The organism is Variovorax sp. GrIS 2.14 (assembly GCF_046115955.1).
In the GTDB taxonomy this organism is placed as follows: Bacteria; Pseudomonadota; Gammaproteobacteria; order Burkholderiales; family Burkholderiaceae_C; genus Variovorax.
Genome location: NZ_JBJXIA010000003.1, coordinates 203009 through 219858 on the forward strand (window position 1 = coordinate 203009; position 16850 = coordinate 219858).

Genomic DNA, 16850 nt, shown 5'->3' on the forward strand with positions numbered 1-16850 from the left:
GCCGGCTCTTCAGGAAAATTGTTGAAAGGACGACGAGGCGTGCGGTGCCGAAGGAGACGGCGCCGTCTGAGAAAGTTGCAGCGATGCGAGCGCCGCCTGCAGGTCGGCTTCGAAGGCCTCGACACCGGCACCGATCAGGTTCAGTGGTATGCCGAGCGCCCAGCCGGCCGCGACCGCCGCCAGCAAGCTGTCGATGCTCACACCCGCATGGGTCGCGCTCCAGATCGTGAGGCGCCCGAGGCCCGGCAAGAACGATTCACTGCTGCCGTTGGCCAGCACCACGCGGTCTTGCCGCACCAGAACGGCTTTGCCGCCGCTGGCCTGGTGCGTCGACAGTGTCGCTGCGTGCGCGTCGGTCGAATACAGAATGACCACGCCATCGCACAACGGCGCTAGCCCGGCAACGCGGTCATCGGCGGCGTTCAGCACGGCGGTGCCTTCGGGCAGCACCACGTCGACTTGGGTGCGCAGCACCTTCACCAGCTGGTCGCTCTCCGTGATGTCGAACTCGGCGAGCGCGGCAGCGCCTTCCAGGTCGGTCACGATGCCGACTTCGCAGCGGTCGTAGGCCAAGCCGTCGCGCAGGATGGTCTCGGCACCGTTCTCGATGACGACGGCCTGCACCGCACGGTTGACCAGCAGGCGATGGCCTGCGCCCCAATTGGCGCTGTTGCGCGCATCGACGCGGCGGCGTTCCAGAAAGAGGCCGTCGCCGCACGCGAGCCCGGTGTACCGGCCGCCGAGGCCGATGAGCCAGGCCACCAAGCGCGCCAGCACAGCGGTGTCCTGCGAGCCGGCGATGCCCACGATTGGAATCCGGCCTGAGGCTTCATCCGGGAACAGGTGATCGCAAATCGCACGGCCGACCGGCCGTGGCGAACCGACCGCAGGCTTCAGGTGCATCAGCAAGCCCGGGCCGGCATTCACTTCGACAATGGCGCCGCCTTGCGCTGCCAGCGGCCGGCCGATGTCTTGCGCCACCAGGTCGATGCCGGCGATGTCGAGCCCGACGACGCGGGCCGCGAGCACGGCTGCGTGAGCGACTTCAGGGTGGACCTGATCGGTGCAGTCGACACCGAGGTTGCCGTTGCGCTGGATGGTGACCACGCGACCGGCCTCGGGCACCGAGGTGCCATCGAGCTTCTGGCGTTGCAGCTCGAGCTGCAGCTTGGCGTCGGTCGGCAGGTCGATCAGGTCGAGTGGAAATTCTTCTTCGGCGCCGCGGCGAGGGTCGCTGTTGAGTTGCTTTTCAATGAGGTCGGCGACAGCGGTGATGCCGTCGCCCGTCACGGTGATGATCTCGCCACGGGCCGCCGCCACGACCTGGCCACCGACCACCAGCAGGCGGTGTTCGCTGCCACGGATAAAGCGCTCGACCATCACGTCGCTGCCCTCGGGCTCGGCGACGGCGTAAGCGCCCATGACTTCTTCGCGCGTGTTGAGTTCGAGCGAGACGCCGCGGCCGTGGTTGGCGTCGGACGGCTTGACGACCACCGGCAGGCCCATGCTCTCGGCAACGTCCCAGGCTTCTTCGGCACTGTCGACCACTTCGCCTTCAGGCACCGGCACGCCGCAGCTCGCGAGAAGCGACTTGGTGAGTTCCTTGTCGCTGGCAATCGATTCGCCGATGGCGCTGGTGTAGTCGGTCTCGGCAGTCCAGATGCGGCGCTGGCTGGCGCCGTAGCCGAGCTGTACGAGGTTGCCGCTGTTCAGGCGCATGTGCGGAATGCCGCGGTCGGTGGCGGCGCCGACGATGCACGCGGTGCTCGGGCCGAGGTAGCAGTCTTCGACCTGGCCCTTGACCACGTCGACCGCGCGCTGCACGTCGGCCGCACCGAAAGGATCGTCGTTGATCGCGCTCATCAGCAGGCGATGGCCTTCTGCCAGAGCGGCGCGCGCAACTTGCTCGTCGCGTGCCCGGAACACCATGCGGTACACGCCGTGCTCGGAAGTGCTGCGGGTCTGGCCGAACCCGGTCGGCATGCCGGCGAGGTTGAGCAATTCGATGACGACGTGTTCGAGCACATGGCCCGACCAGGTGCCTTCGTTCAGCCGCGAAATAAATCCGCCGCGTTCACCGACGCCGCAGTGGTGCTCGATGAGTGCCGGCAGCAGGGTCGTCAGACGCCCGGTGAAGCCGTCGATGGTGTTCGACGGAAAATCTTCCAGCCGGCCGAGATCGAGCCAAACTTCGAGCACCGGCCGATAAGTCCAGATGTTGGGCCCGCGCAAATAGTTGATGCGCAGGAGTCGGATGTCGTCGAAACGGGTCATGGGAACGTTCGATGTCTTTTCGAAATGATTTGGCAGGGCACCGCGGCGCGCTCAGGCGCGCGCATGGCGATCGGTCAAAATCGGCGCCCATCGCGCGCCACGGCGGGTCCCACGGGGCTCGGCGGGCCTGCAACAGGCGAGAGTCAAATAAACACAATGCAACATCACGATCCAGTGGGTACCCGGCAGGGAGAAATAGAGGCGGTCTCAGACGCGCTGAAAAGCCGGCTCACCACCGCCGAAAACGTTCTGGCGACGCTCGCGGTTGACCTCGACAACGAACTTCGGTTCTCGTCCGGGCTCGTCGCGCTAGCAGATCATCGCCTGCTGGCGCGAGACGCCGCAGGGGCGTGGCGCGAGTGGCCACTTTCGGAACCCGGAATCGCGCTGCATCTGATCGACCATGCGGGCATCGGCACGCTCGAGTTGCAGGGTGCGCAGGGCCAGCTGGCACGCTGGCATTACACGCTCGAGCAGCAGGCTTCGGCGCTCAGGCTGTTGAAGCTTTTCGGGCAGCGGATGGCTGTTGCTGTTGACCCGAATGCAGGCGCTGCTGCAATCGCCGAGCTGGCCGACGTCGATGAACTTCCCGAGGCAGTCGAGGCGCAGGCGCCGCCGTCGACATGGGTGCTGCTGCGGCTGGGCCGCTTTGCCAAGCCCTATCGCAAACAATTGATCACCGGCTTCCTGCTCACGCTGGCGTCGACCGCTGCCACGTTGGTGCCGCCCTATCTGACCATCCCGTTGATGGACGACATCCTGATTCCGTTCCAGAACGGGCAGCAGATAGCCATCGCAAAGGTTGTGCTTTTTCTTGGGGCGCTCTTGCTTTCGGCATTGGCTGGCTGGGCGTTGGGCTGGGCGCGCACCTACCTGCTGGCACTCGTGTCGGAGCGCATCGGCGCCGACTTGCGCACGACGACGTACGAGCATCTGCTGACATTGCCGCTCGACTACTTCGGCGGCAAACGCACTGGCGACCTGATGTCGCGCATCGGCTCCGAGACCGACCGCATCAATGTTTTCCTTTCGTTGCACGCGCTCGACTTCGTGACCGACGTGCTGATGATCGCGATGACCGCGGTGATCCTGTTTTCGATCAATCCGTTGCTGGCGGTCGTCACGCTGGTACCGCTGCCCTTCATCGCCTGGATGATCCATGTGGTGCGCGATCGTCTGCGCACCGGCTTCGAGAAAATCGACCGCGTGTGGAGCGAAGTGACCAACGTGCTGGCCGACACCATTCCAGGCATTCGCGTGGTCAAGGCCTTCGCGCAGGAAAAGCGCGAGGCCGATCGCTTCCATTCCGCCAATGCGTACAACCTGCAAGTGAACGACAAGCTGAACAAGACGTGGTCGCTGTTCACGCCCAGTGTGTCGCTGCTCACCGAGATGGGCCTGCTCGTGGTCTGGGGCTTCGGCATCTGGCAGGTGGCGCGCGGGCGCATCACGGTCGGTGTGCTGACCGCCTTCATCGCTTATATCGGCCGCTTCTACACGCGGCTCGATTCGATGAGTCGCATCGTCTCGGTCACGCAAAAAGCAGCCGCCGGTGCCAAGCGCATCTTCGACATCCTCGACCATGTGAGCAACGTGCCGGAACCGGCGAACCCGGTCAAGGTGCAGCGCATTACCGGACGCATCGAGATGAAGGACGTGGGCTTTCGATACGGCTCGCGTGCGGTGATTCGCAACCTCGACCTGGTGATCGAGCCCGGCGAAATGATCGGCCTTGTCGGCCACAGCGGCTCGGGCAAGAGCACGCTGGTCAACCTGATCTGCCGCTTCTACGACGTGACCGATGGCGCCATCCTTGTCGACGGCACCGACATCCGGCGCTTCGCAGTCACCGACTACCGGAGACATGTCGGGCTGGTGCTGCAGGAGCCGTTTCTGTTTTTCGGCACCATCGCGCAGAACATCGCCTACGGCAAGCCCGACGCCACGCGCGAAGAGGTCGTGGCTGCCGCACGCGCGGCCCACGCGCACGACTTCATCCTGCGGCTCGCGCACGGCTACGATTCGCTGGTCGGCGAGCGCGGACAAGGCCTGTCGGGCGGTGAGCGACAGCGCATCAGCATCGCCCGCGCGCTGTTGATCGACCCGCGCATCCTGATACTCGACGAGGCCACATCGGCGGTCGACACCGAGACGGAGAAAGAGATTCAGCGGGCACTGGACAACTTGGTGAAAGGACGTACGACCATCGCCATCGCGCATCGGTTGTCTACGTTGCGCAAGGCCGACCGGCTGGTCGTGATGGACCGCGGCGAGGTCGTCGAGGTCGGGCCGCACGACGCGTTGATGGAAAGGCAGGGCGCCTATTGGCGGCTCTACCAGGCGCAATTGCGGCAGGCGGACGAAGAGGCGAGCGATGGCGCGGTGAGCGAGCGCGCTGCGGTGCAAGTGGCGCTCGGCACGCACCCGGCACATCCGGCGGGGCTGCAATGAACACGACGACAACGCGAATAAAGATGGACATCGAACGCGACACCTTTGGGCGACTCGTGCTGATCGACGCCGACGGCGTGCGCCACATCGGCATCGTGCCGGTACGCGCCTTTCCGCTCAGTGCGCCGGACGCCGGCGTGTCCCTGGTCGGCAGCGACGGCAAGGAAGTGCTGTGGCTAGACCGGCTGGATGATGTGCCTCCAGAGGCGCTCGCTTTGCTGGCGCAAGACTTGGCGGTGCGCGACTTCGCGCCGACGCTGCAGCAACTGCATGCGGTGTCGAGCTTCGGTGTGCCGAGCACATGGACCGTCAGCACCGACCGCGGCGAGACCAGTTTCGTGCTTAAAGCCGAAGAAGACATTCGCCGGCTCGACGGCGGCGCATTGCTGATCGCCAGCGCGCATGGCGTGCAGTTCCGCATTCCCGATGCGAAGGCGCTGGACCGTACTTCGCGCAAGTTGCTCGAGCGCTTTCTTTAGTTCGCTGTAGCCAGAGACCAGATCAATCTGCGGAGTAAAACCGCGCAGATCGACATTTGCCAAATAGATACTAGTTGTAATGTAAGTCTTTTGTTGTAACATCGCGCCAACACAAAGCACTGAATTGCAATCCGGATAGAGCGGGGCGCAATAGGCAGTTCGTTGGCGAAACATCGTTTCGCGCTGCCTTGCTTTCAATCCGGAGGTTTCGATGTCCAGCTTCTCCGCCACGTTTCGTTCGCGCGGATCGTACAAAGGGTCATAGGCGTGAATCTCAGCACTTTCGCCATTATTTTTGCGGGTGTGCTGCTGAATTCGGCAGCCCAGCTGATGCTCAAGGCGGGCGCCCGAGCGATCGGTTCAGTGTCCATGGCAAGCATCGGATCGATGGTCGATGCCGCGTGGAGCGCTGCCTTGCAGCCTTGGATACTGGTCGGCCTGACCTGTTATTTCATCAGTGCCGGACTGTGGGTCGTTGCATTGACGCGAGTCGACGTCACAGTCGCATACCCCATGCTCTCGATGGGATACGTCATCGCAGCGGTCCTTGCATGGCATTTTTTCGGTGAGGCATTAACGACGCAACGCTTGCTGGGGATCGCAATCATCCTGGTCGGCGTCGTTGTTCTCGGCAGGGGTTGAGATGGCATCGAGCCTCACTCTCGCGGTCTCGCCCCAGCCGCTCTACGTCGATCTCGACGGTACATTGATCGCTACCGATCTGCTGCACGAATCATTGCTGCAGTTGGTGCGCTCAGCACCGGGTTCGTTGCTCAGCCTTCCATGGTGGCTCGTGCACGGAAAATCCGCTTTCAAGCGAAAAGTCGCACTGCACGTCGACATCGATGTCGTCACGCTGCCATATCGCCCCGCTGTTCTGGAATTGATTCATAACGCACGTGTGGCCGGACGCCGAGTGGTGCTCGCCACCGCCAGCGACGCCGAATTCGCGCGCAAGGTTGCAGACCATTTGGGTCTGTTTGATGCCGTTCTGGCGTCGGACGGGCTCATCAACATGCGCGGCGCGGCCAAGTTGAAGGCCATTCAAGATGACGCCGAAGGTGAGCCGTTCTGCTACGCGGGTGACAGCACCGCGGATCTGGACGTGTGGAGCGGTGCTGCCGCCGCGGTTGTCGTGAGTCGCTCGCATTCTTTGGTACAGCATGCCGCCCGGTTGACAAAGGTCGATGCAGTCATCGAACCTCCGGCTACCTCTTTGCGGCGATACCTCTATGGAATGCGGCTGCATCAATGGCTTAAAAACGTGTTGGTGTTTCTGCCGCTGATGCCAGTGCTGCATAACCTCAGCAGCGCGCTGCTGCTTAACGGCGTCTTTGCCTTTTTTGCTTTTGGGCTGGCTGCATCTGCGGTCTATATCGTCAATGATTTGCTCGATCTACAGTCTGATCGACTGCACCATCGCAAACGGTCACGACCGTTTGCGGCCGGCGAGATCTCGGTGCTCCGCGGCCTTGCGCTGGCGACTGGACTTGCCTTGGCGTCGCTTGCGTTTTCGTTGCTCTTTCTCCCGAAAGTTTTTCTGTGGGTGCTGCTCTTCTATGTCGCACTGACCACCGCTTATTCCCTGTTTTTGAAGCGTCGTGCGGTGGTCGATGTCTTTTCGCTGGCCGGCCTCTACACAGTCCGGGTCGCGGCGGGAACTGCGGCAACCGGCCAGCCACTGTCATTCTGGATTTTGTCGTTCTCGCTCTTCATATTCCTGAGTCTTGCATTGGCCAAGCGCTACGTCGAACTGACGACCGGATCGCCGGATGCCCTGGAGCGAATGACGCGCGATCGCGGCTATCAACCTGGCGACGTTACTTTCGTGCTTAGCGCAGGCGTCGCCGCAGGGCAAATGTCGGCGCTGTTGCTCAGCTTGTATTTGCAGGACTCGCAGATGTCGGAGAGATACGTCAACCCTGTTTACCTATGGGCATTGATTCCGGTTTTCTTGTTTTGGGTCATGCGCATCTGGCTTAAGGCGATTCGTGGCGCGTTGCACGACGACCCGGTGGTTTTTGCCGCGCGTGACTGGGTCAGCCGACTTGCCGTCGGCATGGCTGCAGTTGTCCTATACCTGGCCGGTTGAGCTCCGAACACAATTTCCTTTAGCAAAGATTTGAACAAGCAATGAACAACATCAATACGGCGCACAGGCGCAGTTCTGCAACGGGCAGGGAAAGCATCCTGATCGTGCTGGCAGTCGTACTTTTGTTGACGATGCTTCATCTGCACTACCCGTTCAACGAAGACCAGGCGCTGTTCATGTACGCGGCGCGCGAGATGACCGATGGCGCACAGATGTACCGCGAGTTCTGGGATATGAAGCAGCCTGGGATCTATTGGTGGTACCTGGCGGTCGGATCGATCTTCAGCTTCGATGCAGTCGGCCTGCGCTGGATGGATGTTGTCTGGTCTCTCTGTGTTGCCGGCGTTCTGTGGGCGGCTGTGCGACAGCGAGGCGCACTCGCAGCCGTCCTTGCGCCGTGCTTCGGTTTCGCGAGTTTCTACGGTCGGGCTTCCATCAACCAGTTTTCACAGGTCGAATGGATTGTGGGCGGCCCCATCGCGGTCGTGCTGTGGTGCGTCGGTGTCGAGTCGAAGCCAGGCAAAGAACGCGCGACGGCAGGGCGCTACGCGATTGCCGGCGCGATGCTTGCAATCGTTGCGTTGTTCAAAACCATGCTGGTTATTCTGCCCATGGCTGTGATCGTGACTGCAATCGCCCACGCCAGGTGGAAAGACAGGATAGATGGAGGTAGTTTGATCAGGTGGCGAGTGGCACCGATGTTCGCGGGTTGCCTGTTCACGTTGTTGCCGGTGGTGATCTGGATGCAACTCAATGGCACCTTGACCGAGGCGCTCTGGACGGCCTTCGTGTATCCCGGGATCGCAGTGCGAGAGTACGAGCACAACACCATACTCAGGCTCCTGGGTTCGACGCGCTGGTTCCTTATCGGCACAGTTGCGTTGGTTCCCTGGGCCGCATGGGCTGCCTTCAACGGGTTGCGGCATCGGTCGCGCCTGGAGTTGCTCTGTACCGCGTGGTGTGCAGGGGCGATGATTGTGATCCCCATGCAGGTGCTTTCATTCTGGGACTATCACTTCGACCTGCTTTTCCTGCCACTCGGCGTACTCGCGGCACTGGGCTTCGTCGATGCACTGTGCCGGCTTGGTTCCACGAAGAATCTGCGCTATCGACAAGCCGCCATTGCGCTAATGATCATCAGCGTATTGATTAATTTCGGATGGCCATTGGGCCGAAAAGTTGTGAAGGTGTTTGCTGCGATGCCCTTTACTGCGGCCAGTCAGAGCGCGTTGGACAATTCGCTCGATGCTCGGTTGTCAGAGTACAAAGAGTCCGTGGAGGCTGTGAGAGGCATTGCCGGCGAGCAGGACCGTATCGTTGTCTGGGGTGATGCGAGGATGCATTTCATGCTGCAACGTCGGCCGGTGATTGAAATCAATGGCTCAACGTTTTATCTCGCTCGCCAGTTGGAACAGGTAGTCAGCGAGATTCGCGAGAAAAAGCCGAAGCTCATTTATCTGAGCAAAGAGAGAGACCGTATGACCTATCACGGGGGCGGCATATTACCGATAACGATCAAGGAGATGTACGAGCCGGCATACGACAACCGTTTTGGTACATGGTATCGACTCCGAAATGGCGCCATTGTCAAAACAACTCCCTGAAGCAGACTAGTCGAAAGTCTGCACTGAGCCGGGTATGCCTATGGAAGAAAGAATTTCACTACCCCATCGTGTGTGATCGGTGCCAGTGCCAACTGGAAAGCTTTCCAGGATTTCTTGTTCATCAAGGCAAAAAGGTTCGACAGTCAGTCGAAACGGCACAACCTGCGGGACTGCGAAAATCAGGCCAGCCGGCCACGAGGCGTGGCGCACAGTCGACGTGCCATGCACCGCGCCGATCGCCCACCATATCTTTCACGAACATGCCGCTCCACACCACCGCACTCGTCCTCTTTTCCGGCGGCCAGGACTCGACGACTTGCCTCGCCGAAGCCCTTTCGAAGTACCAGCGGGTCGAGACACTCGGTTTCGATTACGGCCAGCGCCACCGCATCGAGCTCGACATGCGCGGCAGCATTCTGGCGAAACTGCGCGAGTGCTTTCCGCGCTGGGTATCGCGGCTCGGCGAAGACCATTTGCTGACGATCGACGCGCTGGCCCAACTCGGAGGCTCGTCGCTCACCGAAGAGGTCGCTTTCGCGATGCAGGCCGACGGCTTGCCGAACACGTTCGTGCCCGGCCGCAACCTGCTGTTCCTCACGCTCGCCGGTGCGCTGGCCTACCGGCGCGGACTCCAAGTGATCGTCACCGGAGTTTGCGAAACCGACTTTTCCGGCTACCCCGATTGCCGCGACGACACGATGAAGGCGATGCAACTGGCCCTGTCGCTCGGGCTGGAGCGACGCCTGGTCATCGAGACGCCGTTGATGTGGATCGACAAGGCCGAGACTTGGCAAATGGCCGAGCGCCTCGGCGGCTTGCCGCTGGTCGAACTCATCGTCGAAGAGACGCACACCTGCTACCTCGGCGACCGCACGCATCGGCACGCCTGGGGTTACGGCTGCGGCACCTGCCCGGCGTGCGTGCTTCGAAAGAACGGGTGGGAGCGCTACGTCGTCCGCGACTGAGCAGTCGACGAGTTCACGCGGCAGCGCCGGCTGGGCTTCCCGCATCGGTGCTCAATCGGTAGCGCGCTTTGCCTTCCGATCCAGTGCCCTCGGCTTGCGGCACCAGCGTCCAACGCTGCTTGTGGTGATCGCCTACGGAAGGTCGATGAGCGATCGACACCATGGCACCACCGCCTACCTGCACCGTGGCCGCTAGTCGTTGGTACAACACGGCCTCTGCCTCGGCATCGAGCGCGCTGGTGGCCTCGTCGGCGAACAGCCAGGCCGGCTTCTTGAGCAGCACGCGCGCGATGGCGAGGCGTTGTTGCTCGCCGCCGGAGAGCTTCTGGCTCCAGGCGTCGCTGTCGTCCAGCCGCTTTGCGAGCTCGGGCAGAAGCGCGTCATTCAACGCCTGGCGCAATGCGTCGTCGTCGTAGTCGGATGCGGGGTTCGGGTAGGTCAGCGCATCGCGCAAGGTGCCATCCGGCACATACGGCCGCTGGGGAATGAACATCGTGTTGGTTGGCACGTGCACGGTGCCGACGGCAAAAGGCCAGATGCCGGCGAAGGCACGGAACAGCGTCGACTTTCCGCTGCCCGACGGGCCCTGCAGCAGCACGCTCTCGCCGGGCTGCACGGTCAACGCGGTGTGATGCAACAGCTTGGTGCCGTCGGGCAATGCCACGTCGAGGTTGTCGGTGTGCAGGCGCGAGCCGGGCTGGCGCGCGACCGCTGCCTGCGTTTCTGCGTGCGCGCGCATGGCGTCGTCGAAGGTGGAGAGCCGGTCGGCGGTGGCGCGCCAAACTGCGACCCGATCGTAGTTGTCGACGAACCACGAGAGCGAGTCCTGCACCGTGCTGAAGGTCCGTGAAATCTGCATCAGCTCGCCGAACTGGATCGCGCCACTGAAGAAGCGGGGCGCCGCCAGAAAGAACGGAAAGACCACGGACAGCTGCCCGAACGATGCGGTGAACGCCACCAGGTTCTTCTGTTGCTTGATGAGCGAGAGGTAGTTGCGCAGCACGCTGGAGAAGCGCGTGTCGAGCTGGCCGTGCTCGACCTTTTCACCGCGATCGAGCGCGATCGCTTCGCTGTTCTCGCGCACCCGGATCAGGTGATGCCGGAAATCGGCTTCGAAGCGCTGCTGACGGAAGTTGAGGCCGATGAGCGGCCGCCCGATGTAATGCGTGATGGTCGTGCCGACGGCACAGTAGATCACCGCGACCCACACCATGTAACCCGGCACCGAGAAGCTCTGCCCGCCCAGCGTGAACGCCAGCGGACCCGACAGGCCCCACAGAATGCCGATGAAGGTGACCAGCGTCACGACCGAGTTCAGGATGCCCATCGACAGCGTCACCGTGTAGTCGGTGAAGAGCTGCATGTCTTCCTGGATGCGCTGGTCCGGGTTGTCGGGGTTGGCAGTTTGCGCGCCATCGACAGTGGTTCGAGCCGAATATCGCGCGAGCTCGATCCGGTAGAAGGTGTGGTTGGCGAGCCAGCGCGTCATGTAGCTGCGCGTCATCCAAGCGCGCCACCGCACTTGCAGCAGCTGCGTCAAATAGAACTTGAGGACAGCGACCAGGATGCCGGCCATCGCGATGTAAGTGAAGCGCAGCAACTGCGTCCAGAACACCGGCTGGTTCTTGGCCTGCAGCGCGTCGTAGAACACGCGGCTCCAGTCGTTGATGAGCACCGTCACGTAGACCGTGCCCAGGTTCAGCGCGACGACGCCGATCAACAGGCCCCAGGCCTTCCACTTTTCTTCGGAACGAAAGTAGGGTGCCGAAAGGCGTCCTATGCGCCTCAGCGTCTGCAGGAAAGACCGAGAAGGCTCCGCGAGCGACGTTGCGGGAAGAGTGGAAGAAGCAGAAGACATCGAACCGCCATCATCGTGAAGCGCGTCGGTACGCGCGGTGCGGGGATCCTACCGGCGTGCCTCGCGCCAAAGTTAAGCGGCACTGAAGCGCAGTGATTCAGTCGGGCTTGTCGTCAGCCTTCGGCTTTGGCAGAACGGGTGTCGAGCCCGGTGCCAGCAAGCCGGTGCGCGTGTAAGTCATCAGCTTGTCGCGCGTGTCGATGATGTCGAGGTTGCGCATGGTCAACTGACCGATGCGGTCGCGCGGCGAGAAAGCGCCCTCTACCTTTTCCATGCTCAAGCGCTCGGGCTTGTAGGTAAGGTTCGGCGAATCGGTGTTCAACAGCGAGTAGTCGTTGCCGCGGCGCAGTTCCAGTGTCACTTCACCGGTGATCGCGCTGGCAATCCAGCGCTGCGCAGTCTCGCGCAGCATGATCGCCTGCGGGTCGAACCAGCGGCCCTGGTAGAGCAGGCGGCCGAGTTTCAGGCCGTTCATGCGGTACTGCTCGATGGTGTCTTCGTTGTGAATGCCCGTCACCAGCCGCTCGTAGGCGATGAAGAGCAAGGCCAGGCCGGGTGCCTCGTAGATGCCGCGGCTCTTGGCTTCGATGATGCGGTTTTCGATCTGGTCGCTCATGCCCAGACCGTGGCGACCGCCGATGCGATTCGCTTCGAGCAGCAGCGACACCGAGTCGGCGTAGCTCACGCCGTTGAGCGCCACTGGCATGCCTTCTTCGAAGCGCACTGTGACCTCCTCGGTCTTGACCTCGACCGTCTCTTTCCAGAAGGCCACGCCCATGATCGGATTCACGATCTTCATGCCGCTCGACAGGTGCTCCAGGTCTTTGGCCTCGTGCGTCGCACCGAGCATGTTGGAGTCGGTCGAGTAGGCCTTTTCAGCCGACATCTTGTAGCCGAAACCGTGCTGGGTCATGAAGGCCGACATCTCGGCACGGCCCCCCAGCTCGTCGATGAACAACTGGTCGAGCCACGGCTTGTAGATCTTGAGCGACGGATTGGTGAGCAGACCATAGCGGTAGAAACGCTCGATGTCGTTGCCCTTGTAGGTGCTTCCGTCGCCCCAGATGTTGACGTCGTCTTCCTTCATGGCCGCGACCAGCATCGTGCCGGTGACCGCACGGCCGATCGGCGTCGTGTTGAAGTAGGTGACGCCGGCGGTCGAAATGTGGAAGGCACCGGCCTGCAGCGCGGCGATGCCTTCGTTGACCAGCTGCGTGCGGCAGTCGATGAGCCGCGCCTGGATCGCGCCGTACTCCATCGCCTTGCGCGGGATCTCTTCGTAGTCCGGCTCGTCGGGTTGGCCCAGGTTGGCCGTGTACGCATAGGGGAGGGCACCCTTTTGCTTCATCCAGAGCAAGGCGGCACTGGTGTCGAGGCCGCCGGAAAAGGCGATGCCGACTTTTTGGCCGGCGGGGATGTCTTGGAGGATGGTGGACATGGGCAGGAGGTGCCGTAGCACGCAGAAAAATGGAATGACGAAACGACCGTATTTTCGGTGGGTTTTTCAGTGCGGATTGCTGATGCCGCTCGACACGTGGCCAGACGGCACATGGCGGGCCGCCGCGTCGACGTGGCCGGTCTGGTCGTCGAAAAAGAAATCGGGTTCGAACTCGCGCAGGAACTCGCCCTTGGGCAGGCCGCCGAGGAACATCGCTTCGTCGACGCGGATGTTCCATTTCATGAGCGTGCGAATGGCGCGCTCGTGCGCCGGCGCGCTGCGCGCCGTCACCAGTGCAGTGCGAATGCGCATATCGACATTGCCGGCGTGTTGCAACCGGTGCAGCGCGGCCAGCAATGGCTTGAACGGGCCTTCAGGCAAGGGCAGCTCGGCCTTGCTGGATTCGTGCGCCTGGAACGCATCGAGCCCCTGGCTCTGGAACACGCGCTCGGCCTCGTCGCTGAACAGCACCGCGTCGCCGTCGAAAGCGATGCGCACTTCGTCCGGGTAGGCGTCGCTCGCCTTGACCGATTCGACCAACACGCGCGCCGCCGGGAAGCCGGCGTTCAGCGCTTCGCGCACGTCCTGTGCATTCACCGACAAAAACAGATGCGCGCGCAAAGGTCGCAGGTAGCCGAAGGGCGGCCGGCCCTGAGTGAACACGCCGCGCTGCAGCTTGATGTCGGCGGCCACGCTCGACTTAAAGATGCGCATGCCCGACACCGGATCGTTGCGCGACAGGATCACGACTTCGACGCGCTGCACGCCGTCGTCGTTGAAGCGCAGCAGCTTGCGTACCAGCGAGTACGCGATGCCGGGTTGGGCCGGCACGTCGAGCCGCTCGAACTGCAGCTTCATGTAGCCCTCGGGATCGCCCGAATCGAACAGCCGGTTTTCTTCTTCGAGATTGAAGAGTGCGCGGGAAGAAATGGCGACGACGAGCTTGTCGTCCAGGGTGACGGCCATGGGTTGTCGCTTGCTACTTGACGAACTGGTTGAGCTGAATGATCGGCATCAGCACCGCCAGCACGATGAGCATGACGACGCCGCCCATCGCCACGATCAGCAGCGGCTCCAGGATGGTCGCCAGATGCATCGCGCGCCGTTGGACCTCGGCGCCGAGCTGGTTGGCAGCGCGCTGCAGCATCAGCGGCAGCGTGCCGGTTTGCTCGCCGAGCCGCGCGAACATCGAGACGATGCCGGGAAAGCGTTTCTTTTGCGCCAACGCCGAAGCCAGCGGTGCGCCTTCGCGCACCAGCACCAGGGCATCTAGCGCATCGGCGCGCATGGCGGTGTTGCTCAGCGTTTCGGACGCGGCCTGCAGCGCTTTCAGGATCGGCACGCCGGCCGTCGTGAGCATGGCCAGCGTGCTGGAAAAGCGCGCCGCGTTGTACTGACGCGCGAGCTTGCCGACCAATGGAAGGTTGAGCCACGCGGCGTCGAACTTTTCGCGGAAGGCCGCCCGGGCCAAAGCGAGCCGTGCGCTGAACACGATGAAGGCGATCGCCACCAGCATGGCCCAGCCGTAGTTCCGAACGAACGCGCTCAGGCCCAGCATCGCGACTGTCAAAAACGGCAACGCGCGTTTGGTTCCGGCGAACACATTCGCGACTTGCGGCACCACGTAGCTGACCAGAAAGATCACGATCGCAATCGCGACCAGCGTGACGATGGCCGGGTACAGCGCCGCGCCGACCAGCTTTTGCCGCAACGCCATGCTTTGTTCGAGGTCGTCGGCAAGTCGCTCCAGCACCATGCCCAGGTTGCCGCTTTGCTCGCCGGCGCTGATCACCGCGGTGTAGATCGGCGAGAACTCGTGCGGGTGCTGCGACAAGGCGCGTCCGAAGGGCGAGCCGCCGTTGACTTCGGCACGGAGCGACGCCAGCAGGTTGCGCTGGCGCTCGCTCTCGGCTTCGTCAGTCAGCGCGGTGAGGGCGCGTTCCAGCGGCAGTCCGGAAGAGACCAATCCTGCAAGTTGCCGCGTCCAGATGGCCAGGGCGGTGGAATTGAAGATGCGACCGCCTGCCAGTGCGCGACGCCAGCCGCTGGACGATGGTGCATCGGCCCCGCCACTGCCGACGGATGTGACGGTCAGCGGGATGAGCGATTGCGCGCGGAGCAGGCCGCGGGCGCTGCGGGCGGTGTCGGCTTCGAGCACGCCTTTGCGGGCCAGGCCTTGCTGGTCTATGGCTTCGAAGGAATAGGCAGGCATGAGCGGATAGGTGGCGAGGGTTCGCTAGTTCGCATTGTCAGTGTTTGCAGGCGGCACGGGTCGTGCCCGGCGAGACGTCCTCAGTCTCGCGTCACCCGCAACAGTTCTGCCCGCGACGTCACCCCGGCCTGCACCAGTCGCTCCCCGTCCTCGCGCATCGACCGCAAGCCGCCGCGCTCGGCAGCGACGAAGAGCTGGCTCTCGGGCGCGCGGCTGTGGATCAGCGACTGCACTGTTTCGTCCGCGACCAGCAGTTCGAAGATACCGGTGCGGCCCTGGTAGCCGGTTTGGCCGCAAGCTTCGCAGCCGGCGCCGGTGCACACGGTGCAGACCTTTCGCACCAGTCGTTGCGCCAGCACGCCGAGCAACGACGAGCTGAGCAGGAACGGTTCGACGCCCATGTCGGTCAGCCGCGTCACCGCACTCACCGAATCGTTGGTGTGCAAAGTCGCCAGCACCAGGTGTCCTGTCAGCGACGCCTGGATCGCGATCTGCGCAGTCTCGAAATCGCGAATCTCGCCGATCATGATCACGTCGGGGTCTTGCCGGAGGATCGCGCGCAAGGCCTTGGCAAAAGTCAATTCGATCTTGGCGTTGACCTGCGTTTGCCCGATGCCAGTCAGCTCGTACTCGATGGGGTCTTCGACCGTCATGATGTTGCTGCGGCCGGCGTCGAGTCGGCCGAGTGCGGCGTACAGCGTCGTGGTCTTGCCTGAGCCAGTCGGTCCCGTCACCAGGATGATCCCGTGCGGCTGGCCGATGAGCTGCTCGAAGCGCGCCAGCGTGCCGCCCTGCATGCCGACAGCCTCTAGCGTGAGCTTGCTTTCGGTCTTGTCTAGCAGCCGCAGCACAGCGCGTTCGCCGTGCGCCGAGGGCAGCGTCGACACGCGCACGTCGACTGCACGGGTGCCGATGCGCAGGCTGATGCGGCCATCTTGAGGCAGGCGCTTTTCGGCGATGTCGAGGTCGGCCATGATCTTCAGGCGCGAGATCAGCGCCGCATGCAGCGCGCGATTGGGCTGCACCACTTCGCGCAGCGTGCCATCGATGCGAAAGCGGACCGACGAGGTGCGCTCATACGGCTCGATGTGGATGTCGCTGGCGCCGTCGCGCGCGGCCTGCGTCAATAGCGCGTTCAGCATGCGAATGATGGGCGCGTCGCCGGCGCTTTCCAGCAAGTCTTCGACGGCAGGCAGCTCCTGCATCATTCGCGACAAGTCGGCATCGCCTTGCACTTCGCTCACCACCGCGGCAGCGTTCGATTCGCCTTGCGCGTAGGCGGCGCTGATGCGTTGGGCCAACTGTCCGGGCGGCAACGCTTCGAAGGTCTTGATGGCGTACTTGCGCATCACCTCGCCGACAGCACTGCGCGGCGGCGCCTGCGGCATCCACAAGGTGTAAGCGCCGTCGTCGGCCTCTTCGAGCAGCAGTTGCTGGCCGCGAGCGAACGCGTAGGGCAGGGGGTAGCGCATCAGGA

General features: G+C 62.8%; 12 protein-coding genes. 6 read left to right on the top strand and 6 right to left on the bottom strand.

Features of this window, described 5'->3' with window-relative positions; translation table 11 throughout:
- Nucleotides 1-9: 9 nt before the first annotated feature.
- Nucleotides 10-2274: a cyanophycin synthetase gene (gene cphA / locus RCH10_RS07000; RefSeq protein ID WP_409051835.1), complete on the bottom strand. Its 2265-nt coding sequence runs from the start codon at nt 2272-2274 to the stop codon at nt 10-12.
- 156 nt (nt 2275-2430) lie between these two features.
- Between cphA and RCH10_RS07005 the strand changes: the two genes are divergently transcribed.
- From RCH10_RS07005 to queC, 6 genes are all read left to right on the top strand, one after another.
- Nucleotides 2431-4725 carry an ABC transporter ATP-binding protein gene (locus tag RCH10_RS07005; RefSeq protein WP_409051836.1) on the top strand — a complete coding sequence of 765 codons (2295 nt, stop codon included), beginning with the start codon at nt 2431-2433 and terminating at the stop codon, nt 4723-4725.
- Nucleotides 4722-5204 (top strand): DUF1854 domain-containing protein, encoded by a 483-nt coding sequence (locus RCH10_RS07010; RefSeq protein ID WP_409051837.1) that lies wholly within the window; start codon nt 4722-4724, stop codon nt 5202-5204. The genes RCH10_RS07005 and RCH10_RS07010 overlap by 4 nt, the downstream gene beginning before the upstream one ends.
- A 267-nt stretch (nt 5205-5471) precedes the next feature.
- Nucleotides 5472-5846 carry an SMR family transporter gene (locus RCH10_RS07015; RefSeq protein WP_323499970.1) on the top strand — a complete coding sequence of 125 codons (375 nt, stop codon included), beginning with the start codon at nt 5472-5474 and terminating at the stop codon, nt 5844-5846.
- Nucleotide 5847: 1 nt separating this feature from the next.
- Nucleotides 5848-7296: a UbiA family prenyltransferase gene (locus RCH10_RS07020; protein ID WP_409051838.1), complete on the top strand. Its 1449-nt coding sequence runs from the start codon at nt 5848-5850 to the stop codon at nt 7294-7296.
- 41 nt (nt 7297-7337) lie between these two features.
- On the top strand, nt 7338-8900 hold the full coding sequence (locus RCH10_RS07025; protein ID WP_409051839.1) for a hypothetical protein: 1563 nt from the start codon (nt 7338-7340) through the stop codon (nt 8898-8900).
- 260 nt (nt 8901-9160) lie between these two features.
- Nucleotides 9161-9865, top strand: coding sequence for a 7-cyano-7-deazaguanine synthase QueC (gene queC, locus RCH10_RS07030; RefSeq protein WP_409051840.1), 705 nt, complete (start codon nt 9161-9163; stop codon nt 9863-9865).
- Nucleotides 9866-9878: 13 nt separating this feature from the next.
- Here queC and RCH10_RS07035 read toward each other — a convergent pair whose 3' ends face one another.
- From RCH10_RS07035 to RCH10_RS07055, 5 genes are all read right to left on the bottom strand, one after another.
- On the bottom strand, nt 9879-11723 hold the full coding sequence (locus tag RCH10_RS07035) for an ABC transporter ATP-binding protein/permease (protein WP_409051841.1): 1845 nt from the start codon (nt 11721-11723) through the stop codon (nt 9879-9881).
- A gap of 97 nt (nt 11724-11820) precedes the next feature.
- Nucleotides 11821-13161: an argininosuccinate synthase gene (gene argG / locus RCH10_RS07040; RefSeq protein WP_409051842.1), complete on the bottom strand. Its 1341-nt coding sequence runs from the start codon at nt 13159-13161 to the stop codon at nt 11821-11823.
- 66 nt (nt 13162-13227) lie between these two features.
- Complete coding sequence (locus RCH10_RS07045) at nt 13228-14127, bottom strand: 5'-nucleotidase (protein WP_187054444.1); 900 nt, start codon at nt 14125-14127, stop codon at nt 13228-13230.
- Nucleotides 14128-14140: 13 nt separating this feature from the next.
- Entirely contained in the window at nt 14141-15373 is a 1233-nt protein-coding gene (gspF, locus tag RCH10_RS07050; protein WP_409051843.1) for a type II secretion system inner membrane protein GspF, read from the bottom strand.
- 80 nt (nt 15374-15453) lie between these two features.
- Complete coding sequence (locus RCH10_RS07055; protein WP_323494773.1) at nt 15454-16845, bottom strand: ATPase, T2SS/T4P/T4SS family; 1392 nt, start codon at nt 16843-16845, stop codon at nt 15454-15456.
- Nucleotides 16846-16850 lie beyond the last annotated feature (5 nt).

Excerpts from the sequence above, each read along its gene's own strand:
- cphA (WP_409051835.1), bottom strand. The coding sequence starts at position 2,274 with ATGACCCGTTTCGACGACATCCGACTCCTGCGCATCAACTATTTGCGC.
- RCH10_RS07005 (WP_409051836.1), top strand. The coding sequence starts at position 2,431 with ATGCAACATCACGATCCAGTGGGTACCCGGCAGGGAGAAATAGAGGCG.
- RCH10_RS07010 (WP_409051837.1), top strand. The coding sequence starts at position 4,722 with ATGAACACGACGACAACGCGAATAAAGATGGACATCGAACGCGACACC.
- RCH10_RS07020 (WP_409051838.1), top strand. The coding sequence starts at position 5,848 with ATGGCATCGAGCCTCACTCTCGCGGTCTCGCCCCAGCCGCTCTACGTC.
- RCH10_RS07025 (WP_409051839.1), top strand. The coding sequence starts at position 7,338 with ATGAACAACATCAATACGGCGCACAGGCGCAGTTCTGCAACGGGCAGG.
- queC (WP_409051840.1), top strand. The coding sequence starts at position 9,161 with ATGCCGCTCCACACCACCGCACTCGTCCTCTTTTCCGGCGGCCAGGAC.
- RCH10_RS07035 (WP_409051841.1), bottom strand. The coding sequence starts at position 11,723 with ATGTCTTCTGCTTCTTCCACTCTTCCCGCAACGTCGCTCGCGGAGCCT.
- argG (WP_409051842.1), bottom strand. The coding sequence starts at position 13,161 with ATGTCCACCATCCTCCAAGACATCCCCGCCGGCCAAAAAGTCGGCATC.
- RCH10_RS07045 (WP_187054444.1), bottom strand. The coding sequence starts at position 14,127 with ATGGCCGTCACCCTGGACGACAAGCTCGTCGTCGCCATTTCTTCCCGC.
- gspF (WP_409051843.1), bottom strand. The coding sequence starts at position 15,373 with ATGCCTGCCTATTCCTTCGAAGCCATAGACCAGCAAGGCCTGGCCCGC.
- RCH10_RS07055 (WP_323494773.1), bottom strand. The coding sequence starts at position 16,845 with ATGCGCTACCCCCTGCCCTACGCGTTCGCTCGCGGCCAGCAACTGCTG.